Raw genomic sequence first — 24,111 nt, forward strand, 5'->3', positions numbered from 1 at the left:
TCCAGGTCGCCGATTACGGCATCGTCGGCGATCTGTTCAAGATCGTTCCGGAGCTCACCGAGGCGCTGGGTTGATGTGAGTGCGGCGCGCCGGGGGAGACCCCGGCGCGTTTTTTCCAAACCGGTATTGGACAAATGTCGCCGGGACGAAGGCGTGGCCTTCATGCAAGACTGGGGGATGCGGGAGGTCAAAATTGTTGACCGCCCGTACGGCGGCGACCGCCGCCGCGCGCCACGTGGCGCGTAGCCAAACCCACGCATGTGGGTGCCGGCGATTGAGGGGCATGAAATATTGACCACCGGTCAAGATTTCATGCCGTTGGCATATGTTGGAATTCCAACCCTGAATGGGGACTGTGATGATCGAGAAGGTTGGCGTTATCGGGGCGGGTCAGATGGGCAGCGGCATCGCGCAGGTCTGCGCGGCGGCGGGCCTGTCGGTGGTGATCTCGGACATCAATGCCGAACAGCTGTCCAAGTCTGTGGCCGGTATCGCCAAAAATTACGATCGCCAGATCGCCAAGGGCAAGATGAGTGATGCCGAAAAGGATGCGGCCCTGGCCCGTATCGGCACCTCCACCGAACTGTCGATCTTCAAGGACAGCGATCTGGTGATCGAGGCGGCGACCGAGTCGGAAGACGTCAAGCGCCTGATCCTGAAGGCCCTGGTCCCCAACCTGTCGCCCACCGCCATGGTGGCGACCAATACCAGCTCCATCTCCATCACCCGTCTGGCAGCCGCCACCGACCGGCCGGAAAAATTCATCGGCATGCATTTCATGAACCCGGTGCCGGTGATGCAACTGGTGGAGATCATCCGGGGCATCGCCACCGATGACCCGACCTTCCAGGCCATCAAGGCCCTGACCCTCCGGCTGGGCAAGACGGCGGCCATTGCCGAGGATTTCCCCGCCTTCATCGTCAACCGCATCCTGCTGCCCATGATCAATGAGGCGGTCTATACCCTGTATGAGGGTGTGGGCGGGGTGGAGGCCATCGACACGGCCATGAAGCTGGGCGCCAACCACCCGATGGGGCCGCTGGAACTGGCGGATTTCATCGGATTGGATACCTGCCTGTCGATCATGCAGGTGCTATATGAGGGCCTGGCCGACAGCAAGTACCGGCCCTGCCCGCTGATGGTGAAATATGTCGAGGCAGGCTGGCTGGGTCGCAAGGTTGGCCGTGGCTTTTACGACTATTCCGGCCCGACGCCGCGCCCGACGCGGTGAGGATCGGCGGATAGCAACGCACAAGGGTACTGATCATGGGTAAGCTGCTGCGATCACTGATTTTGACCGCCATGCTGGCCAGTTGCTCCTTTGCCTTGTGCGTTGCTGGACCGGCGATGGCCGGTGATGCGGGCCGTGATCTGGCCCAGGAAGAAGCAAACCGCAAGCTGGTCCTGGACTTCTATAACACCGTGTTCAACAAGCACGATGTCGCCAGGGGCGCCGCTGTCATCGGCGATACCTATATCCAGCACAATCCGGCGGTCCCGGACGGCAAGGCACCGTTCGTCAACTTCTTCACCGGATATTTCAAAGCCAATCCGCAATCGGCAGCGCGCATCGTGCGGTCTGCCACTGATGGCGATCTGGTCTATCTGCATGTCCATGCCACCAACGGCAGCGATGATCGCGGTGCTGCCGTGATCGATATTTTCCGCGTAAAGGACGGCAAGATCGTCGAGCATTGGGACGTGGTACAGATGGTGCCGGCCAAGGCCGCAAACCAGAACACCATGTTCTGATGCTGCTTCTGCCGGTGGCGCTCCCGGCTTGTCCTTGATGATCGGCAGGGCCGTCATGCCGCGATCGTCGGCAGGGTACTGTCTCCTATGCCCAATTCCTCTGTCCGATGGTATCCTGTCCCTGTCACGGGCGTTCATCGGAGATACTGGTGCGTGTAGTCGCGTTGTGTTGCCTGGGTATCGCGCTGCTGACCTTTCCGGCTGCGGCCACATCGCCGGCCAAGACCTTCACATCGGCCTTGCAGCACCGGTTGAACAGCGGCGTAGGCACGCCGGAAACCGACCGCGACAGCCAGGACCTGCTGACGCTGGGGCGTTTTTATGAAAAGCGGCATTACGCGCCGGCCTGGATTGAACAGGGCAAGCCGTCGGACCGGGCGCGGCTCTTGCTGCTGGCCCTGCAAAAGGCGGCGTCAGAGGGGCTGAACCCTGCCGATTATGGCGTGGCACGCATCGCCACCCTGCTGGAACGTGGCGACAGTCCCGATGCGCTGGCCGAACTGGAAGTGATGCTGTCGCATGGGGCGCTGGATTATGGGCGCGATCTGGCCACGGGCCGGCTGGCCCCCATGAGTATCGACAGCGAGCTTTATGTCGAAAAGCGTGAGATCGATGTCCTGACACTGTTGAGCCGGCTGGCCACTCTGCCTGACCCCGGCGTCGAACTGGCCGAGCTGCCGCCGCGCCGGGCCGAGTATCAGCGTCTGAAAGGCGCGTTGCAGCTTTATCGCGAACTGGCGGCGGCGGGCGGGTGGAATCCCGTGCCCGTCACCGATGTCTCCCTGAAGCCCGGTGGAAATGACGAACGGCTGCCAGCCCTGCGCGCCCGGCTGAAGGTGACGGGGGAGCTGGCGGCGGATGCGCCGACACCGGAAGACCCAACCCTGTTTGATGAGGCCACGATCGCGGCGCTGCAAAAGTTCCAGGGCCGGCATGGGCTGGAGCCTGACGGGGTGCTGGGCAAGCAGACCTTGCTGGCCCTCAATATCAGTGCCGAACAGCGCGTGGCCCAGATCGCCATGAATATGGAGCGCTGGCGCTGGATGCCCATCGATATGGGCCCGTCCTATATCCTGGTGAACCTGGCGGCCTTCCACCTGTCGATCTTTGATCAGGGCAATGTGGTGCATGAGGCCCGCGTCGTGGTGGGCACCACCTCCACCCGCACGCCCGTCTTTTCCCGCAAGATGTCCTATCTGGAGATCAATCCCTATTGGCATGTGCCGACCAAGATCGTGCGGGATGAGATTTTTCCCAAGGCCAAGAAGGACCCCACCTATCTGGCCAAGCAGGGCTATGAGCTGCTGTCCGACTGGTCGGAAAGTGCGGTGCCGGTCGATCCCAAGACCCTGGATTGGGCGCACATGACCCGCCTGCCCTACCGCGTGCGGCAGGTGCCGGGCGATAAGAACAGCCTGGGCCGCATCAAGATGATGTTCCCCAACGAGTTCGACGTCTATCTGCACGACACGCCGTCCAAGAACCTGTTCAACCGCGCCAACCGCAGTTTCAGCCATGGCTGCATCCGGGTGGAGCATCCGTTCGACGTGGCCGACACCATCCTGCGTCTGACCGGCACCACCGATTGGCCGCGCGCCAAGGTGGATGAGGTCTTGGCCAACGGTCAGCGCACCGTCGTGCGCCTGAAAAAGCCCATCCCCATCCATATCTCTTATGTCACGTCCTTTGTGGCGGATGATGGGACGGTGAATTTCCGGTCCGACATCTATGGCCGCGACCGCAAGCTGGCCACGGCCATGCGTGCGTCGCGCGTGAAATGGGATGCGGTGGAGGCCGAGGCGCGGCTGGCCCCTGGCGGGGCGGCGGCGGGGCGGGCCAAGGACAGCCCCCCGTAATCTCCCGATCACGGAAGAGATATACCGGAAATAGGCCGGAAGGGTGGATTTCTGCTTGCACCCCCTATGCCGTTCTGCCAGAAGTGCAAATGTGTCCTGCTTGTGGCGCGGGGGCATTTGACGAAATCAGGAAAGAGAGTGTCCCCGGCGCAACGGACGCGGGGGGTGCCTGACGGGGCTGAAGGGGGATTAGGGCATGGTGGCACGGCCGAACACGACCGATCTGACCATTGGTATGACGCCCGACACCCAACCTGAATCCGCCCCTGTTCCCTGTTCTGCCCTTGATACCAGTGTTGAGACGGGCCGCCGTGGCTTCCTGCGCGGGCTGGGTGGCTTGTTCCTGGGTGCCGGTGCCGCGATTGCCGCCCCTGCTATCATCACCAATCCGGCGGAGGCCGCCGCCTCCGTCGCGGCCCCCCGTCGGCAGTTGTCCTTCGTGTCGCTGCATACCAGCGAGAAGCTGCGGGTCACCTATTACAATAACGGTTCCTACGACCGCTCGGCCCTGAAAGATGTGAACCACATGCTGCGCGACTGGCGCACGGGCGAGGTGGGGAGCATGGATCCCAAGCTGCTGGACCTGCTGTTCCAGTTGCGTCAGCGCCTGCGCACCGATGAGCCGTTCCAGGTGATCTCCGGCTATCGCTGCCCCAAGACCAACGCTATGCTGGCGTCGAAGTCGGAAGGTGTGGCGACCAAGAGCCTGCATATGGAAGGTAAGGCCATCGACATCACCATGGCAGGCCGGCAGTTGAGCCGCATCCGCCAGGAAGCGCTGAACATGCGCATGGGTGGCGTCGGCATCTACAGCAAGACCGGCTTCGTGCATGTCGATACGGGCCGCGTGCGGCAATGGGGCGTCTGACGCGTCCTATTGTTCCGGGCCTGCTGGCCCTGCTGCTGGGCACGGCCCCGGTCTTTGCCGCTGACACCCATCAGCACAGCAACGCCCCCGCCCCGCAGAGCCTACGTAATCCTGGCAAAGGCGCGCCCGAACCCATTGGCACCTATGCCAATGGCTGTGTGCGGGGTGCCGAGGCGCTGCCCGCCGATGGTCAGGGGTTTCAGGTCATGAACCTGTCCCGCCATCGCAATTACGGCCATCCCCAGCTGACCGCCTATCTGAAGGCCCTGGCCGGAGAGGTGGAGCGGGAAGGGCTGGGCATCCTGTCCATCGGTGACATGTCCATGCCGCGCGGCGGGCGCATGAAGACGGGCCATGCCAGCCATCAGATGGGGCTGGATGTGGATATCTGGTTCGCCCTGGACCTGGGCCGCTTACCCGTGGCAGCGCGGGAGCGGGAGGATTTTGCCAGCATGGCGGATGCCAAGGCCCAGCGCGTGAACAGCCAGTTCGGCCCGGCCCAGGCGCGTCTGGTGAAGCTGGCGGCAGCCGCCCCCAATGTCACCCGCATCTTCGTGAACCCGGCCATCAAGCTGGCTTTGTGTGAGCGGGAAACCGGCGACAAGGCCTGGCTGCACAAGGTTCGGCCCTGGTTCGGGCATGCCGCCCACCTGCATGTGCGGCTGGCCTGCCCGTCAGGGGCCGGCCAGTGCGAGACGCAGGAGCCGCCGCCCGATGGCGATGGCTGTGGCGAGGAATTGCTGAGCTGGTTCAAGCCGCCACCGCCCGTGACCGGCCCGCCGCCCGCACCAAAGCCTCCACCCCCGCCGCCCGCCGCCTGTCTGGCGCTCTATGCCGAACCGGATTGAGGGACGGCAAAGCGGGAGGGCATTTTGCCTGATCCGTACAAGCGCCCCCTGCATAGTTTCCCCCTGACAAGCCACCCTGCAATGCCGCGTCGGAAAGGCGCATCTGCATCGTCAGGGATTGCGAGCGGTTCGCAGGGGTGGGACAAGAGCACATGACCCAGCACACCCTGACCGATCCCGTCCCGACCCTGCCTGCCCCGGCCGCCGCCTGGCGCCGATACCTGCCCAGCGGCTGGACCCTTGTGGTCCTGGCCATTGCGCTGGGTGTGGCGCTGCCGGTGATGATCGTGGGCAGCCGGGTCTTCGTCTCCTCCAACGGGGTCTGGACGCATCTGGCGAATACGGTCCTGTGGACCTATATCGGCAATACATTGATGCTGGCCGGCGGGGTGGCGGTGGGCGTGTCCATCATCGGGGTGGGCACGGCCTGGCTGGTCACCATGTGCCGGTTTCCGGGGCAGCGCTGGCTGGAATGGGCGCTGCTGCTGCCCATGGCGGTGCCGGCCTATGTGATGGCCTATACCTATACCGACCTGTTGCAGTTCGTCGGCCCGGTGCAGACGGCGTTGCGCGAGCTGTTCGGCTGGCGGCGGGCGGATTACTGGTTCCCCGACATCCGCTCCCTGGGCGGGGCCATCGCGGTCCTGTCCTTTGTCCTTTACCCCTATGTCTATCTGCTGGCCCGCGCCGCCTTCCTGGAACAGTCGGTCTGTGTGCTGGAGGTGGCGCGAACCTTGGGCGCGGGGGCGTGGCGTAGCTTTGCGCGTGTCGCCCTGCCGCTGGCCCGGCCCGCCATCGCCGCCGGTCTGGCGCTCTCCATGATGGAGGTGCTGGCCGATTTCGGGACGGTGCAATATTTCGCCGTCGATACCTTTACCACCGGCATCTACCGCACCTGGTTCGCCATGGGGGAACCGGTGGCGGCGGCACAGTTGGCCTCTGTCCTGATGCTGTTCGTCATGGCGCTGGTGGTGATGGAACGGACCAGCCGGGGCCGCGCGCGGTATTTCCATTCCACGGGTCGTTACCGCGTGCTGCCCTCATACCGGCTGCGGGGCGTGCGGGCGGGGGCGGCGCTTGCGGCGTGCCTGCTGCCCTTGCTGCTGGGCTTCGTGGTGCCTGTCATCCTGCTGCTGCATATGGCCGTGACGGAGGGGGATAGCCTGTTTGCCGACAGTTTCCGGCAATTGGCGGGCAATTCCTTCGTGCTGGCCGGCATCACCTCGGTCCTGGCCGTGGCGCTGGCCGCGCTGGTTGCCTATGGGCTGCGGCTGCGGCCCACGCCTGTGCTGAAGGTGGCGTCGCGGGTGGCGGCCATGGGCTATGCCGTGCCGGGCAGCGTCATCGCCGTGGGCATCCTGATCCCCGCTGCGCATGTCGATAATGCCCTGGACGGGTTCATGCGCGGCCATTTCGGTGTGTCGACGGGTTTGATCCTGTCGGGCACCATCGTGGCCATCGTCTATGCCTATCTGGTGCGGTTCCTGGCCGTGTCCTTCAACACCGTGGAGGCCAGCCTGTCCAAAATCCGCCCCACCCTGGATCAGGCGGCCCGCATCCTGGGCCAGACGCCGGGCAAGACATTGCTGAAGGTGCATACCCCCATCATGCGCGGCAGCCTGCTGACGGCGGCCCTGCTGGTCTTTGTCGATGTCATGAAGGAATTGCCGGCCACGATGATCGTGCGGCCCTTCAATTTCGATACGCTGGCCGTGCGTGTCTATACCCTGGCCAGCGACGAACGGCTGGCAGAGGCCAGCACCCCGGCGCTGGCCATTGTGGCCGTCGGCATCATCCCCGTCATCCTGCTGTCGCGCGCCATCGCGAAAAGCCGACCGGGTAGCGCGGATTAGCGAAGCGTAATCCGCGGGGCAACGGTTCCGGGCTTTCCGCGGATTACGGCTGACGCCTAATCCGCGCTACGACACCCGGTTGTCCGCCCTCACTTACCCGTAAGGATGCGATCCACCAGTTCCTTGACCGTCGGCACGAAGCCGTTGGCGTACCAGGGGTCCTGGGCGAAGCGATAGGCATTGTGGCCGGCGAACATCAGCTGATGCTCGCAATCATCAGAATGGCTGATGTTCTGCAGGGTCTTCTGGATGCAGAAGGAACGCGGATCGGCGCGGCGGCCCGTGGTCCCTTCCTCATTCTGCGACCAGTTGGAAAACGCGCAGGCCGACAGGCAGCCCATGCAATCCACCTGGTCCTTCAGGATGGCGCGGCCACTATCGGGCGTCACGAACACCATGGTCGTGTCCGGGGTCTTCAGCGCCTGGGTATATCCCTCTGCCACCCAACCCTCGGCATGGGCCTTGTCAGCAGCGGTCAGATAGACGGGGCGGCCGCGCGGGCCGATGGCGAATTCTTCGGTCAGTTCACCCACCGGCTCCGTCGCGAAGGCCACCTGCCGTTCGGATCGCAGACGCAGATCTTCCAGGAAGGGGTTGCGCACCGCGGACGAGTAAAAGCCCGTGGGGGAGAATTTGTTCAGATAGACGTCGCCCGCCTTCAAGGTAAGAAGCTTCTGCTTCCAGGCGTCCGAAATCGGGCTTTCCTTGGTCAGCAGCGGGCGGGTGCCGAACTGGAACGCGACCGGGCCGATTTCCGGGTTGTCCAGCCAGTGATCCCATTCCTCCAGCCACCAGACACCACCGGCCATGACGATGGGCGTTTGGGTCAGGCCGAAGCTGTTCATCATCTGGCGCAGGGCCGCGACGCGCGGATAGGGATCTTCCGGCTTCTGCGGGTCCTCGCTGTTGGACAGGCCGTTATGGCCGCCGGCCAGCCACGGGTCCTCATAGACCACGCCGCCCAGATTGCTGGGGAACTTGTTGTAGGCGCGCAGCCACAGGGCGCGGAAGGCGCGGGCCGAACTGACGATGGGATAGTAATGCACGCCGTGGCGCACGGCGATTTCCGCCACGCGGTAGGGCATGCCGGCCCCGCAGGTCACGCCATGGACCAGACCCTTGGCCCCATCCAGGATGCCTTCCAGGATCTCCTCGGCCCCGCCCATTTCCCACAGCACATTCACATGCAGCCGGCCATTGCCGTTCGACACTTCATGCGCGATGCGGGCCTGGGCGATACCGCCCTGGATGCCATAGGCGATCAGCTCGTGATGCCGTTCACGGCGGGTGCGGGTGTGGTAGACCTGGGTAATCAGATTGCCGTCTTCGTCATACGTATCGGCATTGACGCCTGAGAAGGTGCCGATGCCGCCGGCCGCGGCCCAGGCGCCCGCACTTTGCCCGTTCGACACGGCGATGCCTTTCCCGCCTTCGACCAGGGGCAGCACTTCCTTGCCGGACATGAACAGGGGCTTCAGCGCCTTCACCGTACTTCCTCCGAAAGACCAACCGGTACCAGCCCCGCCGCCAATCACAGGCGCGGGTTCACCAGGGCTGCATATAGGAAAAGATATCGGAGCGAAAGAGGGGGGTGGCAAGCGGGGTCAGATTATGTTGACGTAACGGAAGGTCATAAGGATAGCAGCGGGGGCAAAGGCATGTCGGAACAGGACCGTAATGGGCAGGTCACCCCCTGTCTGCGCTATCGCGACGCGCCCGCCGCCATTGCCTGGCTGGGCCGTGTGCTGGGCTTTACCGAACAGCTGGTGGTGCCGGGCGAGGACGGGGGCATCGTGCATGCCCAGCTGGTGCTGGGCCAGGGCATGGTCATGCTGGGCAGCGACCGGGAGGATATTTACGGGTTCCGGGCACCCGGCCCCGACGGGTCGGGCGCGGCACTGAACTGTTTCATCATCACCGACATCGACGCTGCCTATGCCCGTGCGGCGGCGGCGGGGGAGAAGGCGCTGGAAGGCGGGATCACCGAGACGCCCTACGGGTCGCGCGCCTTCACCCTGCGCGACCCGGAAGGCCATCTCTGGCACCTGGGGACCTACGATCCGTGGAAAGGGTGATTACCCCCCGTACGCCCGGCGGAACCCTTCGGTCACCTTGGCGATGAAACCGGGGTCGCGGTCGCGCCAGTAGCGGGGGTCGGCGATCATGCGGTTGAGGTCGCCCATCCCCTCGCCCCCGCCGTCACCGGTTCCGGGCCGCAGCACCTTGGGTTCGCCGCCGCCATCAGCCATCAGCCGGTGCAGCGCCATCACCCCATCCGCCGTGCCCGACAGGGCCGACAAAAGCGGGGCCGGCAGGTTGCGTTGACCCCAGGCCAGCATCTGGCCCGACAGGTCGCGCCATTTCTCCTCGCCCCCGAAATGGCCGATCAGCTTTTCCAGCTCTGCCTCGGCCTGATAGCCTTCGGCCATCTCCTGCAACAGGGGCAGCAGCTTTTCAGCGGCCAGATCATAGAGAAGCTGGGCCTGTTCGGGCGTGTAGCCGGCACCGTGCAGGCGGGTATTGATCTCCGTGTCCGGTTCGAACAGGCCATGGTCGCAGCGGATGCCGTAATCCGTCGCACTGGCCGGCACGCCCAGCAACGACATCGCCTTGGCCTTCTCCGCCGCCGGGTCGGGCGGGGTGGACAATTTACGCTCCAGCTCCTGATAGGATTTCAGCAGGGCATCGACCCGGATAGTGCCCGCGTCCGGGTCCCAGAATTTCACGGGCACATGGTCGGGACGGGCCGGGGTTTCGGTGGTCTGGGTAACGTCCATGATGGGTTCCTTTGATGTAAAGGCCGGCGACTGCCGGCCCGCGACCCCATGGTCGCGTAAGCCAAGCCGCCGGAGAGCGGCGCCCGGCGTTTGAGGGCGTCACGTAACGCCCAAAACCAGGCCGCCGCGCGCGGCAAGGGTGCGCAGGGTGAGGACCAAGGCCCGCTGCCCCTCCAGGTGGCGCAGCCGCGCCTCCGTCACGTCGGGGCCGGGGCTGGTGGTCAGGGTGGTGCGGGTCAGGTGCGACAACAGCAGATGCCCGTCCGGGGTGGCGAACAGCCGGGCACAGGCGGCGGCCAGCCGATCCTCCACCTCTGGGGCGGGGTCGGGATCGATGCCCGTCCAGGGCCAGCCAGGATCAGCCATCCGTGGCCTCCACCACCGGCAGCGACCGGATCAGCGCCGGTGGCACCCCCGCCGCGTCCGCAAGGAACCGGGCGCATGCCGGCAGGTCAACGACGGACAGGGCATCCGGCCCCAGGCTGGACACGGTTTCCAGCCAGCGCAGCGTCGCCTCCGCATCGCGCTGCGCCTGGGCGCGGGCCAGCGGCGATAGGATGCGGATCTGCACCTGCCGCCCATCGGCGGCGATGTCGGGCACCAGACCCCGACGGCGCAGGATCGACAGGCAGCGCCGCACTAGCGGCACCAGCAGTTCCGATTGCAGCCGCCCGAAGGTGGCGCCCAGCAGCCGCGCCACCTCCGCCCCCCGCTCCAGCACCTCCGTCGCCGTCATGCGCGGCCCCGCAACGGGGGCCAGCCGGTCGGCCAGCAGGGCATGGCGGATGCGGGCGCGCAGATCATCCAGCACCAGCTGACTGACATCGAACCGCCCCGGACTGGCCAGCGGCGTCAGCCCCGCCGACCCCACGGCCTTGGGAATGATGGTACCGGGCACCAGCCGGATGGAACCAGGGTTCAACACCCCGTCATCATCAGCCTGCCAGATGCCGGTGACGGCGATGGAGGCGTTTTTCAGGACGAGTTCGACCACCTTGTTGGCGGTCTTGATATCGGGCAGGGCCTTCATCACGGGGCTGCGGCCATAGGTTTCGCCCGGTGCCTTCAGCCAGCGGAAGGCGATGAAGGGCATTTCGGCAAAGCGGCCATCGGCCAGCAGCACCGGGTCGCCTTCCTCCAGCACGATACGCCAGCGCCAGCCGGCCCCTTCGGCCATCACCGCCTCGATGATGGGGAAGCGGCGGGCGGGGTCGGCGGCACCGTCGCGCTTGACCGTGTCGGGGATGCGGTCCACGGGCACGCGGGCCGCCAGTTCGGCCAGGGTCAGGCGCTGGCGGCGGTAAAGCTGGTCCAGCCGTCCCTCCTCCCCCTCCTCCAGCACCAGATCGGACAGGGGGACGGCGGTGAAGCGCAGGGCGGATGGGGCACCGGGGGCGGCTTCTTCCACCAGCAGGCAGCCGGTTCCACCCGTCACCACATCCAGAAAGGCCTGATGCGCCTCCACCGCGAAGTTGGAGCGGTCGATTTGGGCATGGAATGCCTCCGACGCCTCCAGCAGCAGCGGGGCCAGGGCATCGGTCAGGTCGGCATCCAGCGCCGGGCCGGGCATCAGCCCCATCCAGCGCGACCAGGGCGGCGTCAGCTGCGCCAGCAGGGAGGCCGCCAGCTGATCCACGGCATCGGCGGCGGTGGCATCATAGAGACGGTCGCCGCGCCGGGTGCCGGCGGTGGCCCCGCTGTCGAAGGCCGCATGCTGGGGCAGGGCATGCTCATAACATTCCCGCCATAGCGGTTCCCAATTGGCCCGGAGCGCGGCGGCACGGGCGTAACGGTCCAGAAGGAAGGCGGCCTGCGGATCGGATTTCAGGCTGTCGGCGGTGTGGGGCAGGGGACTGTCCATGGATCATTCCCCCAGCAGGGTTTTGCGGGCAGGCGCCAGCGCACCGGGGGCCAGCACCCCGCGCCAGCCGGTCAGGACCGTGCCCGCCCGGCCCGTAGCCCGGCGCAGCAGGCTCTGTTCGCCCGCCGTATGGCCGGTGACGGTACTGGCCGGGGGGACGACGGTGGCGGATGTGGCGACCGCAGATGTGTTGGCCGCAGCTGTGGCAGGGGCCGCGACCGTGACGGCACGCGGTTTGGGGGCGGAGACGAGACGGGCCAAGATCGAAGGCTCCTTCCTGATGTTCCGGGGAATGGGGGGATCGCCGCCCAGATGGCGGTAGAGCTGCCAGGGCGTCAGGATCAGCGGGGCGCGGATGCCCAGGATGCGTTTGGCCACGGACACGCAGGTCAGCGGCGTGAACGGCCATTGTGTGGGCAGGGGCGGATGAAGCGGGCTTTCCAGCACGCGGTGGCCACGCGTGCGGAACCAGGCGGCCAGATCGGTGTCGGGCGGCAGCGGGTGATATTCCACCTCCAGCAGGGTCGACAGCGGATCGATGGTGATCCAGCCACCCGGCACTGGCAGCGCCACGAACACATGCCGGAAGCCGGGTTTCAGCCCGCGCAGCCAGGCAATCTCCGTCTCATGACAGAAGACCAGCAGGGCCGGCCCCCTCATGTCACGATGCCCTTCTCGTGCAGGACCGGGGCCAGGACGGCAAAGGCCTCGCACCAGATTGTGTGATCGCGCATTTCCCGCCGGCATGCCGGATCGGGCGCGCATTGCCGACGGCCGTAATGGGCCAGGACCAGCAGGTGATCACGCAGCAAACGGCGCTTACGGTGCAGCCGGTCCAGGGTGCGCAGGATGTCCAGCGGCTCACAGGGGCGGTTCACCAGACCCTGGCCGGCCCGTATGCGGGCACCGGCCTGCCGCGCCTCATTGGCCATGATGAACCAGAACCACGCCTCTTCCGCGCTGTCGAAGGGAGTGGTGGGCGGGGGAGGTGGAATGCGCGTGGCACGCGGGTGCGGGCCAGGGCTGCGGGAAAGGGGTTGTGCCGTCATGTCAGGGGCTCCCAGGAAGGGTGAGGAATATTTACCCTAAAACGACATGTAATAATTCCTATGTCAAGGGATAAATGAAAATTATCCTAGGGACAGGGTTGGTCGTTTCTGGGATAAGACTCCCATGCTCAAGCATGCAGACATATGGCGGGCCATCGATCGGCTGGCGCAGCGACATGGCCTCTCCGCTTCCGGACTTGCCAAGCGCGGCGGTTTGGACCCGACCACCTTCAACAAGTCCAAGCGCATGACGCCGGATGGCAAGCTGCGCTGGCCCTCCACGGAAAGCATCGCCAAGGTGCTGGAAGCGACGGCCAGCAGCTTCACTGACTTCGTGGGCATGACGGGAGAGGGCGCGGGTTCCGGCGATGCACCCACGGCCGCCGCTGCGGCCTCCCTGCGCCGTGTGCCGGTCATCGGCTATGCCCAGGCGGGCAATGACGGCTATTTCGACGATGCCGGTTATCCCGCCGGCAATGGCTGGGACGAGCTGGAATTTCCGCATGTTACAGACGACCATGCCTATGCGCTGGAAGTGTCGGGCGACAGCATGGAACCCGTCTATCGTGACGGCGACATCATCATCATCTCGCCTGCCGCATCTGTCCGCCGGGGGGACCGGGTCGTGGTCCGCACCCGGGATGGTGAGGTGATGGCCAAGCAGCTGGCCCGCCAGACGGCCAACCGGCTGGAGCTGGTCTCGCTCAACCGCGCGCATCCCGACCGGTCGCTGGCCATGGCGGACGTGTCCTGGATCGCCCGCATCATGTGGGCCAGCCAGTAGTAGGCGGCGGCTTTTTGACCCCCTAACCCTTGTGGTGCATCCGATTCGTTTCCCGTCTTGGCGACTCGAGTCGCAGACACAGGGACAGAGTCAGAATGCGCGACTCTTCTGTCCTAGGAATAAAAGCATTGACGACAGGTGTCAGGCTGCCATAGCCTGTCTCCAGTTGCTTTTTCCTGCCGGAGTCGCGTCCATGTCCCTGCCAGATGGCGTTGAAACCCCTGAAGCGGAAGATGATCTGGCGGTACTGCAGGCCCGCTATGATGGACGGCCACCGCGGCGGGCGCGGTTGTCGGCTTTGGCGGGTGGGGATGATATCCTATATTCCTGGGCCGAACAGGCGCGGGGTGACCGGCTTCTGGTGCAATGTGCGGCGGCACGGCTGGCGCTGGCCCGACGGCGCCGGCAATTGCCGGCGGTACAGGCCCCCGACGATCCCTGGCTGCGCCGCCTGACCGCCGCCTTGCGCACCGCGCGGGACGGGGTGGTGGCTCGTGTCCTGATCGCGAAACTCCCAAGATCAAGCGGGTGATTTTAGGGGACAATAATGGGTAAGGCGGCAGTATCAGATAACTCTGGGCGCCCCGCAGCAGGAAGAATTGAGGGCTCTTTCGCCTGCGCGCAAGACCAGCCAAAGGATGCGCTTCGGGCTCGAATCATGCTTTTGGCGGCGTCTGGTGAGGAGAACAAAGCCATCTGCGCTTTGGTTGGGGCAATGGTGAACACGGTGTCTAAATGGCGTCGTCGGCTTACCGACACCATCCGGTCCCCCCTCACCATTCCACCGGCTCATAGGCCAGAACCGCATCAAACGCGGCATTGGCCGGGTCGATATCGGCATTGATCGGGTCGGCCTTGCCCAGAATCTTCAGCACGAAGCGGCTGGCCACCAGCCATTTGCGCCGGTCGCCCCATTTCAGCTCCGCCACCGCCTCCTCGCACAGCAAGGCCGCCGCCAGCGTATCGGCCATCAGGGTCAGCAGGCGACGCCCATGGCGCGGCCCCTGTTCCGGATTGCGGCGCAGGAAGGACAGGGCGGCGCGGCATTCCTCCAGTGCGCCTTCCAGAATGGCCGACACATCGTCAACCACCGGTTCCTGCAGCCGCGTAGGCAGGTCGGACAGGATGGTGCCGACGCGGGCCAGGAACATCTGGTCCCCCGGTCGCTTCCCCGTGACCAGCCGCAACAGTTCCAGCGCCTGGATATTGGCCGGCCCTTCCCAGACCGACACGACCAGACAGTCGCGGTAGAAGCGGCTGGTCGCCATCTCGTCGGTATAGCCATTGCCGCCCACCATCTCCACGGCCTGACGGCAGCCGGTGACGGCCTGCTCCGCAGTCCGGTATTTGGCGAGCGCGGTGGCAAGACGCAGCCAGTCGCCGCCCATGTCCGGGTCGGCCAGCTGCGCATCGAAGGCCAGGACCGACTCGAACGCCAACGCCGTCGACGCCTCCAACTCCATCTGCATGTCCAGCAGTTGGTCCTGCACCATCGGGTATTTGCGGATGGGCTTGCCGAAGGCCACCCGGTGCGTGGCCCACCCCGCACTTTCCAAAAACGCCCGGCGCAGCAGGCCCGCCGATCCCACGGCATTGTGGATGCGGCTATATTCCAGTGCCGCCATCATGACCTTCAACCCGTCCGGCGGCGGCGCCAGTTCCACGGCAAAGCAACCGTTCAGGTCCAGTTCCGCGGTCGCCAGCCCCCGGGTCCCCGCCTTTTCCTTCAGCCGCCGGGCGCGCTGATGGTTGGGCGTGCCATCCCCCAGATGGGAGGGGACAAGGTAGCAGCCCAGACCCCGCCCGCCCGGCTCCGCGCCATCCGGCCTTGCCGTCGCCATCGCCAGACCCGCCCCGGCATTGCTGGTAAACCATTTCAGCCCGTGCAGGCGATAGAAGTCATTGCGCTGTTCGGCCCGCGTCGTGGTCGCCCCCACATCCGACCCGCCATGCCATTCGGTGGCCCAGGTGCCGCCCGACAGGGCCTTGCCATCCATGCGGATCATGTCGGGTAGATAGCGGCCACGCACAGCGGCGGGGGCCGCCATGTCCAGCACATGCGCCACCGCCCCCGTCATGGTGACGGGGCAATGGATGGAGATATCGGCCTGCGACAGCATATAGCCCATGGTGAAACAGGCGGCATGGCTGGGCGCCCCCGTCGGCCCCTGCCCTTCTGGCAGATAGGCCAGGCCCACGGCCCCGCGCCGGTACGCCTCGGCATGACAGGCAAGGTAATCGGGGTTGAAGACCACGCGTCCCGTGCGATTGCCGTCACTATCATAGGGGTCCAGGCGCGGTGGCGCGAACCGGTCTGTATACTCGGCCTGTCGGTCCAGCGCGTCGCTCGCCCAGGCCCCGAATTCCGACAGCCGCCCCTCATGCGCCTCCAGAACATGCGGCGCCCGGCGTTCCAGAAGGCGGATCAGGTTGGTATCCGTCTCGAAAAAATTCGTGCCGCGCGCCGTGCGCGGATAGTCGGCGGCGTCACTCATGCCCGCTTCCTCCCTGGATTTGGGCCGCAGCATGACGCAAAGAGCAGCCGTGTGATAGAGGGCCGGTCGGGACCGCGCGCAACAGCCATGTGTACGCCCACCGACGATAGTTCTTGTTATGGGACGCAAAGACGCCCATGTTTGGCAAGTCGACTTTGCTACTGGGCTATCTTCCGGCTACCGCTGGTTCTTCCCTGTCGTGACTTTGATGCCCGTGCCGCACTCTCGCGCCGGGCAGCTCCGAACGGGAACTATCCCAGGAGGCTTTTATGTCTGTCGGTACCGTCAAGTGGTTCAATGGCACCAAGGGTTTTGGCTTCATCCAGCCCGAGGATGGCTCGGCTGACGTGTTCGTCCATATCTCCGCCGTTGAGCGTGCTGGCCTGTCCAGCCTGAACGAAGGCCAGAAGGTCACCTTCGACGCCGTGCGCGATCCGCGCAAGGGCAAGACGGCGGCTGAAAACCTGCGCGTGGCCTAAATCCACGTTCAGTAAACGGCTTTGAAGGGGCGGCGGCATGGTTTCATGCCGCCGCCCTTTCTGTTTCAGGGGTACAGAATGACCAAAGAAGAATTTATCGAGTTCGACGGCATCATCTCGGAAGCGCTGCCCGACGGTCGCTTCCGTGTGAAGCTGGAGAATGGGCACGAGATCATCGCCTACACCGCCGGTCGCATGCGCAAAAGCCGCATCCGCTCCCTGGCCGGCGACCGCGTCACCGTGGAAATGACGCCCTATGACCTGACCAAGGGCCGCATCACCTATCGTCACAAGGACGAGCGCCCCGCCGGTGCCGGCGGCCCGCCGCGCCGTCCGGGCGGCCCGCCATTCCGGCGCTGACAAGCCTGCCCCGCGAGGGGTGAAGAATTTACGCCCCTCGCCCACGAAAGTGGGAGAGGGAGGGGCCTAAACGCGTCAGCGCGTTTGGGAGGGTGAGGGTTCAACGCCCCCACCCAACCCCCACTTAAAGCGCTACCTCGAACACCGCTTCCGTCTTCTCCTTGATCTCATCAAGCGTCACGCCGGGAGCCAGTTCGATCAGGGTCAGCGGGCCGGTGCCGTACTTGTCCACCTGGAACACGCCCAGGTCGGTCACCACCAGATCAACAACGCGCGTGCCGGTCAGCGGCAGGGTGCAGGCCTTCAGCAGTTTCGGCTCAATGGTGCCCGTCTTCTTGTCGACGGCGCAATGTTCCATCACCACCACGACCTTCTTGACGCCGGCGACGAGGTCCATGGCCCCGCCCATGCCCTTGACCATCTTGCCGGGGATCATCCAGTTGGCCAGATCGCCATTGGCGGCCACCTGCATGGCGCCCAGCACCGACAGGTCGATATGCCCGCCACGGATCATGGCAAAGCTGTCGGCGCTGCTGAAATAGCTGCTGTAAGGCAGCTCGGTGATGGTCTGCTTGCCGGCATTGATCAGGTCGGCATCCTCTTCCCCTTCAAACGGGAAGGGCCCCATGCCCAGCATGCCGTTCTCCGACTGGAGCGTGACATGCATCCCCTCGGGGATGAAGTTCGCCACCAGGGTCGGAATACCGATGCCCAAATTCACATAGAAACCGTCGCGCAACTCCTTGGCGGCGCGGGCGGCCATTTCCTCACGGGTCCAAGCCATTTTTGTTCCCCTCGAATTACAGTGCCCCCTCAAGCGCCGGGCGCCGCCATCCGGCGGCTTGGCTTGCGGCACCATGAGGTGCCGGGCCGCCGGTCGGCGGCCTACCCGCCACTCGCTGGGGCGAGCGTCGGGTTAATCGCGCTTGCGGGTGGTACGCTGTTCGATGCGCTTCTCGTGCTCACCCATGATGATGCGCTGCACGAAAATGCCGGGTGTGTGGACATGATCGGGGTCGATCGTGCCGACATTCACCAGCTGCTCCACCTCGACCACCGTGACCTTGCCGGCCATGGCCATCATGGGATTAAAGTTCCGGGCCGTCTTGCGATAGATCAGGTTGCCTTCGGTATCGCCCTTCCAGGCCTTCACGATGGCCAGATCGGCGCGCAGGCCACGTTCCATGACATAGGTCTCGCCGTCGAACTCGCGCAGTTCCTTGCCGTCGGCCACAAGCGTGCCCACGCCCGTCTTGGTGAAGAAGGCGGGGATGCCCGCACCGCCGGCGCGGATACGCTCGGCCAGCGTGCCCTGCGGGTTGAATTCAAGCTCCAGCTCGCCCGACAGGAACTGCTGTGCGAACAGCTTGTTCTCACCCACATAGGAGCTGATCATCTTCTTGATCTGCTTGGTCTCCAAAAGCTGGCCCAGGCCGAAGCCATCCACGCCCGCATTGTTGGAGATGACCGTCAGGCCCTTCACGCCAGACAGCTTGATCGCAGCGATCAGATTTTCGGGAATGCCGCAGAGGCCGAACCCGCCGGCCATCACGGTCATGTCATCGCGCAGCAGCCCCGCCAGGGCCGATACGGCGTCGGTATAGACTTTCTTGCTCATGAGCGTGCCCGCGGCCTCCTCCATTATGTGGGCTTTTCTCTTGAGGTGTACGGCGGTGCAGCATGGGTGTCAATGCGCCATCCCACACAATATGAAACATGATTCAATTTTCATGTTTGATGTGTCCGACAGGCGACAAATCGACCGCCATGTTACGAATGTTACACCTGTGGCGTGTGGGCATCGGTCACGGCATGATCATCGCGATGGGGTGTTCGGGGGGCCTGGGGGCGGGCCCGTATCTTCCAAGGAATCTCAAGGTCAGATCATGTCCATGTCTTCTACGATCGGGCGGGCCCTGCGCCCCGTCCTGCTTTCCTGCATCCTGCTGTCCGCCACCGGGGTCGCCCTGGCGCAGGACCGGCCCAACCCTGACAAGGTGGCGCGCGGCGCCTATCTGGTCGGCATCCTGGGCTGTGGCGACTGCCACACGGCGGGCGCCATGGCCGGGCATCCCGATACGGCGCGCCTGCTGGGCGGCAGCGATGTCGGCTGGCAGGTGCCGGGTCTGGGCACCTTTGTCGGCCCTAACCTGACGCCCGACCGCGATACCGGCCTGGGGGCCTGGACCGATGCGGAAATCGTGAAGGCCCTGCGCACCGGTGTCCGCCCTGACGGGCGGCAATTGGCCCCCGTAATGCCATATATGGGGTATAGCCGGATGACTGACACTGATGCCGGCGCCATCATCGCCTATCTACGCTCGCTGACGCCGGTATCGGGCGCCGTGCCCGGACCCTTCGGGCCTTCGGAAAAGCCGACCCTGCCCTATTTCGCCCTCACCATGCCGGGCAAATGACGGAGAACCTTCGTGAAGATCGCCCATGTCGCCCTGTGGACCGCTGATCTGGACGCGGCTGCATCCTTCTGGGCCACGCATTTCGGGGCCGATGTGGGCGATCTTTACGAAAGCCGCCGCCGACCGGGCTTCACCTCCCGCTTCCTGCGGCTGCGGGAAGGGGCCATCATCGAACTGATGAGCGCGCCCTGGCTGTCGGGCGAGGGTGAACAGGGCTGGGAACGCTATGGCTGGGCCCATATCGCCCTGTCGCTGGGGTCCGAGGCCGCCGTCGATGACCTCGCCGCCCGCCTGTCCACCCTCGACCTGCTGGAAAGCGCCCCGCGCTGGACCGGCGACGGCTATTACGAGGCGGTGGTGAAGGACCCGGACGGCAACCTGATCGAGATCACGGTGTGAGTGCCCGGCCTTCACATTGAACACCGTCACTGTAGGTCAGGTCGAGCCGAAGGCGAGCCCTGACAGGTATGGCTTTCAATCCTTTACTGTCAGGGCTCGGGCTGATGCCCTCGACCTGACCTACACCATCCAACACCCGCCATGGCAGCCCTGTCGGCCCGGCATTTTACAGCCGCGCGGCCCTGGGATAGAGAATGTCCATTCCCGACATCCCCTGTTCCCGCCCGGTGGCCATAATGACCGACCTGGTCCTTTCCACTTTTATCGCCTTTTTCGTGACCATCGATCCCATCGGCCTTGGCCCCATGTTTGCGGGGCTGACGGCGGGCATGGATGCGCGCCACCGTCGCCGCACTGCCGTGAAGGGCGTGCTGATCGGCACGGGCCTGCTGTTCGGCTTCGCCTTCATCGGCGAATTGCTGCTGACCTCGCTGGGCATCGGCGTCGGGGCCTTCCGCATCGCGGGCGGCATCCTGTTGCTGCTGGTCGCCATCGACATGGTGTTTGCGCGTGAGAGTGGTCTGCGCACGGCCACGGCGGAGGAAAAGGAAGAGGCGACGCACAAGGCCGACATCTCCGTCTTCCCCCTGGCCATCCCGCTGATCGCGGGGCCGGGCGCCATGACCTCGGTCGTGCTGCTGATGGGCCGCGCCGATGGCGACCTGATGATGCAGGCGACCGTGCTGGCCGTGCTGTCGGGCGTGCTGCTGGCCACCCTGTTCGTGCTGGTCTTCGCGGGCGAGGTATCGAAGCTGCTGGGCGTCACCGGCATCAACGTGATCAACCGCGTCCTGGGCATCCTGCTGACGGCCTTGGCCTGTCAGTTCATCATCGACGGCGTCATCGAAAGCGGCATTCTGGGCCATTGATTACCCTATGACCATATCGCCCTTTTGGGGATATTGCGTCGGGTGAACACTTAAAAACTGGCATTCCCATCATTGGTGCGTTTTATTCCCCCATCCGGGGAGTGACCTGACCCGCGGATCGTTTTCTTGCGGAAGGCCCGATGCACGATCCCGTCGAACTGTTGAATGCCTGGCTGGCCCTGGAAGCGCTGGAACCCGTCAGTATAAAGCGCCAGCAGGACCTTCTGGGGGAAGAGGCCCCGCGCAAGCGCAAGGGCGAAGCGGATCGCCACCCGTCGCGGTTGCTGGTTCCGTTTGATCTGGACAAGGGATTGATGCCCTGGCAAAGCCCGGCCGGCGACCGGCAGGTGCTGGGCCTTGATCCGGAAACCGGCATCCGCTGGTTCGTGCCCCTGGGCTTCATCCGGCTGAAACCCGCCGTGGAAAAGCTGGTGACGAGCGTGGAGCCGGACGGGCCGGAACGGGAAGCGGCGGACGGCCTTGCCATCGTCGCCCTGGCCGCCTTCGATGAACAGGGATATGCCGCCCCGTCCAAACTGCTGCTGTCCGCCTTCGGCTGGGCGGCGGGCGAGGTGCTGGCCGGGCGGATCAACACGCTGCACCGGTTCCTGGATATCCAGGATGATCTGCGCCATGAGATCGCGGAACCGCTGGTGGAACGTGATGATGATGGAAGGGTGGTGCCCACGGGCAAACGCGGCTTTGTCCAGAGCATGAAGGCGCTGATGCGCCGCTTGAACCTGGACAAGGATCTTCTGGCTGGACCGGAGGTGGCCATCCGCGTGCTGGGGGATGCGGAAAAGGACCCGGTCGAGATCATCAACAGTTTCCTTCTGGATGATCTGCATCGGGTCCGCAACGCCTTGAGCAGCGGAGCTACGGGCGATTGCGGGCCGGCCCTGCGTGCCTATCTGGGCATGACCGCACCGGCGGCCCGCCATGATGTGCTGCGGGACAAGGTCAGGCTGGAGGCGCTGCTGGCGCCGTCCCGGATACCGGCGGCCCGCTGGCCAGCCCCGCCACCGGCCAAACTGGTGACCTTGCAGCAGGCTGCCGTCAACGTTGCCGTGGCCGAACTGGCCGATGGCGGCATCATGGCGATCAATGGGCCGCCGGGCACGGGCAAGACCACGCTGCTGCGCGATGTCGTGGCGGCGGTCATCGCCGAACGGGCCGACCGGATGGCCGAATTCGATGATCCGGCCCTGGCCTTCACGGCCATCGATCTGGTGGCGGAGGGAGGGCAGGCCCGCAGCCTCTATGCCCTGGATGAAAGGCTGCGCGGTCGGGGGATCGTTGTGGCGTCCGCCAACAATGCCGCAGTCCGCAATGTCAGCGCGGAACTGCCCCTTGCCAAAGCGGTCGACCCCGCCCTGGACCTGCGGCATTTCCCCGGTGCCGCCGACCACATGGCCGAGGCGCCGGGCAGCAGCTGGGGTCTGGTGGCCGCCGTGCTGGGCAACCGCGCCAACCGCAGCCGGTTTGTCGAAACCGTCTGGTGGGATGAGGAATGGGGGCTAGAGCGGTATTTCGCCGCCATCACCAACCGCATTTCCAAGAGCCGGACAGGCCGCCCGCCTTCCCGGCTGGTGGAAAGCGAACAACCGCCGGCCAATATGGTGGCGGCGCTGGAGCGCTGGCGCCGGGTGCGGCTGGATTACGCGGAAAAGCGCGCGCATCTTGAAAGGCTGCGGCACGAGCGTGAGGATCTGCGCGCGGCCCTGGCCCCCGGCGCTGCCGGTCAGCAGGCGATAGAAGCGGCGGAAAGGGCCGGAGCCGAGGCCGCGATCGCCGAAACGGAGGCGGCGGCAACCGTGGCCGCCGCCGGCACCGCCCTGAACAAGGCGCAGCAGGGGCTGGCCGATGCACGGCGTCTGCTGGACGGCACGCTGGCCCTGAAGCCGGGTCTGCTGGGCCGGCTGCTGGGCGATCGCCCCACCTGGTCCCAGGATCACGAACGGGCGCTGGCCCGCCTGGAATCCTGTCTGCGCGACCATGACCGGGCGGAAGTGGAACTGAAGGCGGCCCAGGGCAGGCTGGCCACCGCGCGGGCCGAAGCCAGGGCGGCAGCGGCGGCGGTCGATGCGGCGAAGAACCATCTGCGCCGTATGGCAGCCGTGGCGGCCCGTGCGTCCGACATCGCGGGCGACACCGCCACCGGCCCCGCCTTCTGGGACCGCTCGCATGCGGATATCCACACGGCCAGCCCGTGGAGCGATCCGGCCTTCACGGCGGCGCGCGACGCGATGTTCGTCGCCGCACTGGCCCTGCACCGGGCCTTCATCGACGCCGCCGCCCATCCGATGAAGTCCAATCTGGGCCTGATGATGGAGCATCTGAAGGGCAAACGGGTGCCATCGGGTGCGGCCCGTCACCTGGATCAGCTGTGGGACAGTTTCTTCCTGCTGGTTCCGCTTGTGTCTAGCACCTTCGCCTCCATCGGGCGGCTGCTGGACGGCATGGGCCGCGAAAGCATCGGCTGGCTGATCGTGGACGAGGCGGGGCAGGCGACGCCGCAGCAGGCCGCCGGTGCCATCTGGCGTGCGCGGCGTGCGCTGATCATCGGCGATCCGTTGCAGATCGAGCCGGTAACGACGGTGCCGGTGGGGCTGATCCGGTCCATCGCCGATGCCCATGGCGCCCAACCGGACCTGTGGACGGCCCCCCGCGCCTCGGTGCAGACATTGGCCGATGCCGCCAGCACCCACATGACGGTGATGAGCGGCAGCAAAGGCAAGCGGGAGATCGGCCTGCCGCTGCTGGTTCACCGCCGCTGCATGGACCCGATGTTCACCATCGCGAATAATATCGCCTATGACGGGCTGATGGTCCATGCGGTGAAGCCGCAGCCATCCGCAATCGCCCATTCTCTATCGCCCTGGCTGCCGGTGGATAGTTGCTGGATCGACGTCCAGTCCAATGCCGTGAAGTTCAGCCCGCAGGAAGCCGCCGTCGTGCTGGACATGCTGCGCCGGATGGCCGCCGCTGGCATCCAGGAACCCGACCTCTACATCATCTCCCCCTTCCGCGACATCGCCCTCACCCTGCGCAAGCGTGTGGTGAAAAGCGGGGTTCTGGGCGATCTTGGCATTCCCCGGGGCGAGAATTCGGCCCGCTGGAAGAAATGGGCGGAACAGCATATCGGAACGGTCCACACGTTCCAGGGCAAGGAGGCGGAGGCCGTGATCCTGGTGCTGGGCGCATCGGCAGCGGAAAGCCGGGGCAGCCGCAACTGGGCCGGCAATACGCCGAACATCCTGAATGTGGCCGCCACGCGCGCCAAGCGGGTGATCTATGTCGTGGGCCACCGCGAGCATTGGCGCCAGGCGGGTGCATTTGCCACCGCCGCCGCCGAACTGAACCAGGCCGTCTGGCCCCTGCCGGGTCAGGATATCGACGGTTCTGCAAATGAGTCCAGCGATGAGACTGACGGGGAGGTGTAAC

The 24,111-nt window shown here is 65.4% G+C and carries 25 protein-coding genes; 16 read left to right on the top strand and 9 right to left on the bottom strand.

Annotated elements, in window-relative coordinates; all coding sequences use genetic code 11:
- Positions 1–358 precede the first annotated feature (358 nt).
- The 6 genes from ACODSP_RS09910 to ACODSP_RS09935 all read left to right on the top strand — a co-directional run bounded on the left by ACODSP_RS09910 (position 359) and on the right by ACODSP_RS09935 (position 7,177).
- Positions 359–1,231, top strand: a complete 873-nt coding sequence (locus ACODSP_RS09910; RefSeq protein WP_444732683.1) for a 3-hydroxybutyryl-CoA dehydrogenase — start codon at positions 359–361, stop codon at positions 1,229–1,231.
- 35 nt (positions 1,232–1,266) lie between these two features.
- Positions 1,267–1,752 carry a nuclear transport factor 2 family protein gene (locus ACODSP_RS09915; protein ID WP_488965438.1) on the top strand — a complete coding sequence of 162 codons (486 nt, stop codon included), beginning with the start codon at positions 1,267–1,269 and terminating at the stop codon, positions 1,750–1,752.
- Between the two features lie 149 nt (positions 1,753–1,901).
- Positions 1,902–3,608, top strand: coding sequence for a L,D-transpeptidase family protein (locus tag ACODSP_RS09920; RefSeq protein ID WP_488965439.1), 1,707 nt, complete (start codon positions 1,902–1,904; stop codon positions 3,606–3,608).
- Positions 3,609–3,804: 196 nt separating this feature from the next.
- Positions 3,805–4,476, top strand: a complete 672-nt coding sequence (gene mepK / locus ACODSP_RS09925) for a peptidoglycan L,D-endopeptidase MepK (RefSeq protein ID WP_488965440.1) — start codon at positions 3,805–3,807, stop codon at positions 4,474–4,476.
- Complete coding sequence (mepA, locus tag ACODSP_RS09930; RefSeq protein ID WP_488965441.1) at positions 4,464–5,324, top strand: penicillin-insensitive murein endopeptidase; 861 nt, start codon at positions 4,464–4,466, stop codon at positions 5,322–5,324. Before mepK ends, mepA begins: the two co-directional genes overlap by 13 nt.
- A gap of 152 nt (positions 5,325–5,476) precedes the next feature.
- A complete protein-coding gene (locus ACODSP_RS09935; RefSeq protein WP_488965442.1) occupies positions 5,477–7,177 on the top strand; it encodes an ABC transporter permease in 1,701 nt (566 codons plus the stop codon).
- A gap of 89 nt (positions 7,178–7,266) precedes the next feature.
- Here the strand turns inward: ACODSP_RS09935 and ACODSP_RS09940 are convergent, their stop codons facing one another.
- Complete coding sequence (locus tag ACODSP_RS09940; RefSeq protein ID WP_488965443.1) at positions 7,267–8,664, bottom strand: NAD(P)H-dependent flavin oxidoreductase; 1,398 nt, start codon at positions 8,662–8,664, stop codon at positions 7,267–7,269.
- 171 nt (positions 8,665–8,835) lie between these two features.
- Between ACODSP_RS09940 and ACODSP_RS09945 the strand changes: the two genes are divergently transcribed.
- Complete coding sequence (locus ACODSP_RS09945; RefSeq protein WP_488965444.1) at positions 8,836–9,252, top strand: VOC family protein; 417 nt, start codon at positions 8,836–8,838, stop codon at positions 9,250–9,252.
- On the opposite strand, the gene ACODSP_RS09950 is transcribed toward ACODSP_RS09945, so the two are convergent.
- From ACODSP_RS09950 to ACODSP_RS09970, 5 genes are all read right to left on the bottom strand, one after another.
- Positions 9,253–9,954 (bottom strand): capsid assembly protein, encoded by a 702-nt coding sequence (locus ACODSP_RS09950; RefSeq protein WP_488965445.1) that lies wholly within the window; start codon positions 9,952–9,954, stop codon positions 9,253–9,255.
- Between the two features lie 99 nt (positions 9,955–10,053).
- Positions 10,054–10,320 carry a Bbp19 family protein gene (locus ACODSP_RS09955; protein WP_488965446.1) on the bottom strand — a complete coding sequence of 89 codons (267 nt, stop codon included), beginning with the start codon at positions 10,318–10,320 and terminating at the stop codon, positions 10,054–10,056.
- Positions 10,313–11,815, bottom strand: coding sequence for a portal protein (locus tag ACODSP_RS09960; RefSeq protein WP_488965447.1), 1,503 nt, complete (start codon positions 11,813–11,815; stop codon positions 10,313–10,315). The genes ACODSP_RS09955 and ACODSP_RS09960 overlap by 8 nt, the downstream gene beginning before the upstream one ends.
- A gap of 3 nt (positions 11,816–11,818) precedes the next feature.
- A complete protein-coding gene (locus ACODSP_RS09965) occupies positions 11,819–12,475 on the bottom strand; it encodes a hypothetical protein (RefSeq protein WP_488965448.1) in 657 nt (218 codons plus the stop codon).
- Positions 12,472–12,864 (bottom strand): hypothetical protein, encoded by a 393-nt coding sequence (locus tag ACODSP_RS09970; RefSeq protein ID WP_488965449.1) that lies wholly within the window; start codon positions 12,862–12,864, stop codon positions 12,472–12,474. Before ACODSP_RS09970 ends, ACODSP_RS09965 begins: the two co-directional genes overlap by 4 nt.
- Positions 12,865–12,988: 124 nt before the next feature.
- On the opposite strand from ACODSP_RS09970, the gene ACODSP_RS09975 reads away from it, so the two are divergent.
- The 3 genes from ACODSP_RS09975 (at position 12,989) to ACODSP_RS09985 (ending at position 14,492) form a co-directional block, all read left to right on the top strand.
- Positions 12,989–13,648: a S24 family peptidase gene (locus ACODSP_RS09975; protein WP_488965450.1), complete on the top strand. Its 660-nt coding sequence runs from the start codon at positions 12,989–12,991 to the stop codon at positions 13,646–13,648.
- Positions 13,649–13,841: 193 nt separating this feature from the next.
- Positions 13,842–14,180 carry a hypothetical protein gene (locus ACODSP_RS09980; protein ID WP_488965451.1) on the top strand — a complete coding sequence of 113 codons (339 nt, stop codon included), beginning with the start codon at positions 13,842–13,844 and terminating at the stop codon, positions 14,178–14,180.
- 15 nt (positions 14,181–14,195) lie between these two features.
- Positions 14,196–14,492 carry a helix-turn-helix domain-containing protein gene (locus ACODSP_RS09985; RefSeq protein WP_488965452.1) on the top strand — a complete coding sequence of 99 codons (297 nt, stop codon included), beginning with the start codon at positions 14,196–14,198 and terminating at the stop codon, positions 14,490–14,492.
- On the opposite strand, the gene ACODSP_RS09990 is transcribed toward ACODSP_RS09985, so the two are convergent.
- Positions 14,422–16,143 carry an acyl-CoA dehydrogenase family protein gene (locus ACODSP_RS09990; protein ID WP_488965453.1) on the bottom strand — a complete coding sequence of 574 codons (1,722 nt, stop codon included), beginning with the start codon at positions 16,141–16,143 and terminating at the stop codon, positions 14,422–14,424. The genes ACODSP_RS09985 and ACODSP_RS09990 overlap by 71 nt on opposite strands.
- A 269-nt stretch (positions 16,144–16,412) precedes the next feature.
- Here ACODSP_RS09990 and ACODSP_RS09995 point away from each other — a divergent pair, with 269 nt between their 5' ends.
- Both ACODSP_RS09995 and infA read left to right on the top strand, forming a co-directional pair.
- Entirely contained in the window at positions 16,413–16,622 is a 210-nt protein-coding gene (locus ACODSP_RS09995) for a cold-shock protein (protein WP_054167915.1), read from the top strand.
- A 78-nt stretch (positions 16,623–16,700) separates the two neighbouring features.
- On the top strand, positions 16,701–16,982 hold the full coding sequence (gene infA, locus ACODSP_RS10000; RefSeq protein WP_488965454.1) for a translation initiation factor IF-1: 282 nt from the start codon (positions 16,701–16,703) through the stop codon (positions 16,980–16,982).
- Between the two features lie 124 nt (positions 16,983–17,106).
- On the opposite strand, the gene ACODSP_RS10005 is transcribed toward infA, so the two are convergent.
- Complete coding sequence (locus tag ACODSP_RS10005; protein WP_488965455.1) at positions 17,107–17,766, bottom strand: CoA transferase subunit B; 660 nt, start codon at positions 17,764–17,766, stop codon at positions 17,107–17,109.
- A gap of 132 nt (positions 17,767–17,898) precedes the next feature.
- Positions 17,899–18,600 carry a CoA transferase subunit A gene (locus ACODSP_RS10010; protein ID WP_488965456.1) on the bottom strand — a complete coding sequence of 234 codons (702 nt, stop codon included), beginning with the start codon at positions 18,598–18,600 and terminating at the stop codon, positions 17,899–17,901.
- Positions 18,601–18,874: 274 nt separating this feature from the next.
- Between ACODSP_RS10010 and ACODSP_RS10015 the strand changes: the two genes are divergently transcribed.
- From ACODSP_RS10015 to ACODSP_RS10030, 4 genes are all read left to right on the top strand, one after another.
- Positions 18,875–19,399, top strand: coding sequence for a c-type cytochrome (locus ACODSP_RS10015; protein WP_488965457.1), 525 nt, complete (start codon positions 18,875–18,877; stop codon positions 19,397–19,399).
- A gap of 12 nt (positions 19,400–19,411) precedes the next feature.
- Positions 19,412–19,798 (top strand): VOC family protein, encoded by a 387-nt coding sequence (locus ACODSP_RS10020; RefSeq protein ID WP_488965458.1) that lies wholly within the window; start codon positions 19,412–19,414, stop codon positions 19,796–19,798.
- Between the two features lie 236 nt (positions 19,799–20,034).
- Complete coding sequence (locus tag ACODSP_RS10025; RefSeq protein WP_488965459.1) at positions 20,035–20,667, top strand: MarC family protein; 633 nt, start codon at positions 20,035–20,037, stop codon at positions 20,665–20,667.
- Positions 20,668–20,807: 140 nt separating this feature from the next.
- Positions 20,808–24,110 carry a DEAD/DEAH box helicase gene (locus ACODSP_RS10030; RefSeq protein WP_488965460.1) on the top strand — a complete coding sequence of 1,101 codons (3,303 nt, stop codon included), beginning with the start codon at positions 20,808–20,810 and terminating at the stop codon, positions 24,108–24,110.
- Position 24,111: the final 1 nt, after the last annotated feature.

This window comes from Niveispirillum sp. FG156 (assembly GCF_057809555.1).

Coding starts and splice junctions, on each gene's coding strand:
- ACODSP_RS09910 (WP_444732683.1), top strand. CDS start 359: ATGATCGAGAAGGTTGGCGTTATCGGGGCGGGTCAGATGGGCAGCGGC.
- ACODSP_RS09915 (WP_488965438.1), top strand. CDS start 1,267: ATGGGTAAGCTGCTGCGATCACTGATTTTGACCGCCATGCTGGCCAGT.
- mepK (WP_488965440.1), top strand. CDS start 3,805: ATGGTGGCACGGCCGAACACGACCGATCTGACCATTGGTATGACGCCC.
- mepA (WP_488965441.1), top strand. CDS start 4,464: ATGGGGCGTCTGACGCGTCCTATTGTTCCGGGCCTGCTGGCCCTGCTG.
- ACODSP_RS09935 (WP_488965442.1), top strand. CDS start 5,477: ATGACCCAGCACACCCTGACCGATCCCGTCCCGACCCTGCCTGCCCCG.
- ACODSP_RS09945 (WP_488965444.1), top strand. CDS start 8,836: ATGTCGGAACAGGACCGTAATGGGCAGGTCACCCCCTGTCTGCGCTAT.
- ACODSP_RS09950 (WP_488965445.1), bottom strand. CDS start 9,954: ATGGACGTTACCCAGACCACCGAAACCCCGGCCCGTCCCGACCATGTG.
- ACODSP_RS09955 (WP_488965446.1), bottom strand. CDS start 10,320: ATGGCTGATCCTGGCTGGCCCTGGACGGGCATCGATCCCGACCCCGCC.
- ACODSP_RS09960 (WP_488965447.1), bottom strand. CDS start 11,815: ATGGACAGTCCCCTGCCCCACACCGCCGACAGCCTGAAATCCGATCCG.
- ACODSP_RS09965 (WP_488965448.1), bottom strand. CDS start 12,475: ATGAGGGGGCCGGCCCTGCTGGTCTTCTGTCATGAGACGGAGATTGCC.
- ACODSP_RS09970 (WP_488965449.1), bottom strand. CDS start 12,864: ATGACGGCACAACCCCTTTCCCGCAGCCCTGGCCCGCACCCGCGTGCC.
- ACODSP_RS09975 (WP_488965450.1), top strand. CDS start 12,989: ATGCTCAAGCATGCAGACATATGGCGGGCCATCGATCGGCTGGCGCAG.
- ACODSP_RS09980 (WP_488965451.1), top strand. CDS start 13,842: ATGTCCCTGCCAGATGGCGTTGAAACCCCTGAAGCGGAAGATGATCTG.
- ACODSP_RS09985 (WP_488965452.1), top strand. CDS start 14,196: ATGGGTAAGGCGGCAGTATCAGATAACTCTGGGCGCCCCGCAGCAGGA.
- ACODSP_RS09990 (WP_488965453.1), bottom strand. CDS start 16,143: ATGAGTGACGCCGCCGACTATCCGCGCACGGCGCGCGGCACGAATTTT.
- ACODSP_RS09995 (WP_054167915.1), top strand. CDS start 16,413: ATGTCTGTCGGTACCGTCAAGTGGTTCAATGGCACCAAGGGTTTTGGC.
- infA (WP_488965454.1), top strand. CDS start 16,701: ATGACCAAAGAAGAATTTATCGAGTTCGACGGCATCATCTCGGAAGCG.
- ACODSP_RS10005 (WP_488965455.1), bottom strand. CDS start 17,766: ATGGCTTGGACCCGTGAGGAAATGGCCGCCCGCGCCGCCAAGGAGTTG.
- ACODSP_RS10010 (WP_488965456.1), bottom strand. CDS start 18,600: ATGAGCAAGAAAGTCTATACCGACGCCGTATCGGCCCTGGCGGGGCTG.
- ACODSP_RS10015 (WP_488965457.1), top strand. CDS start 18,875: ATGTCTTCTACGATCGGGCGGGCCCTGCGCCCCGTCCTGCTTTCCTGC.
- ACODSP_RS10025 (WP_488965459.1), top strand. CDS start 20,035: ATGACCGACCTGGTCCTTTCCACTTTTATCGCCTTTTTCGTGACCATC.
- ACODSP_RS10030 (WP_488965460.1), top strand. CDS start 20,808: ATGCACGATCCCGTCGAACTGTTGAATGCCTGGCTGGCCCTGGAAGCG.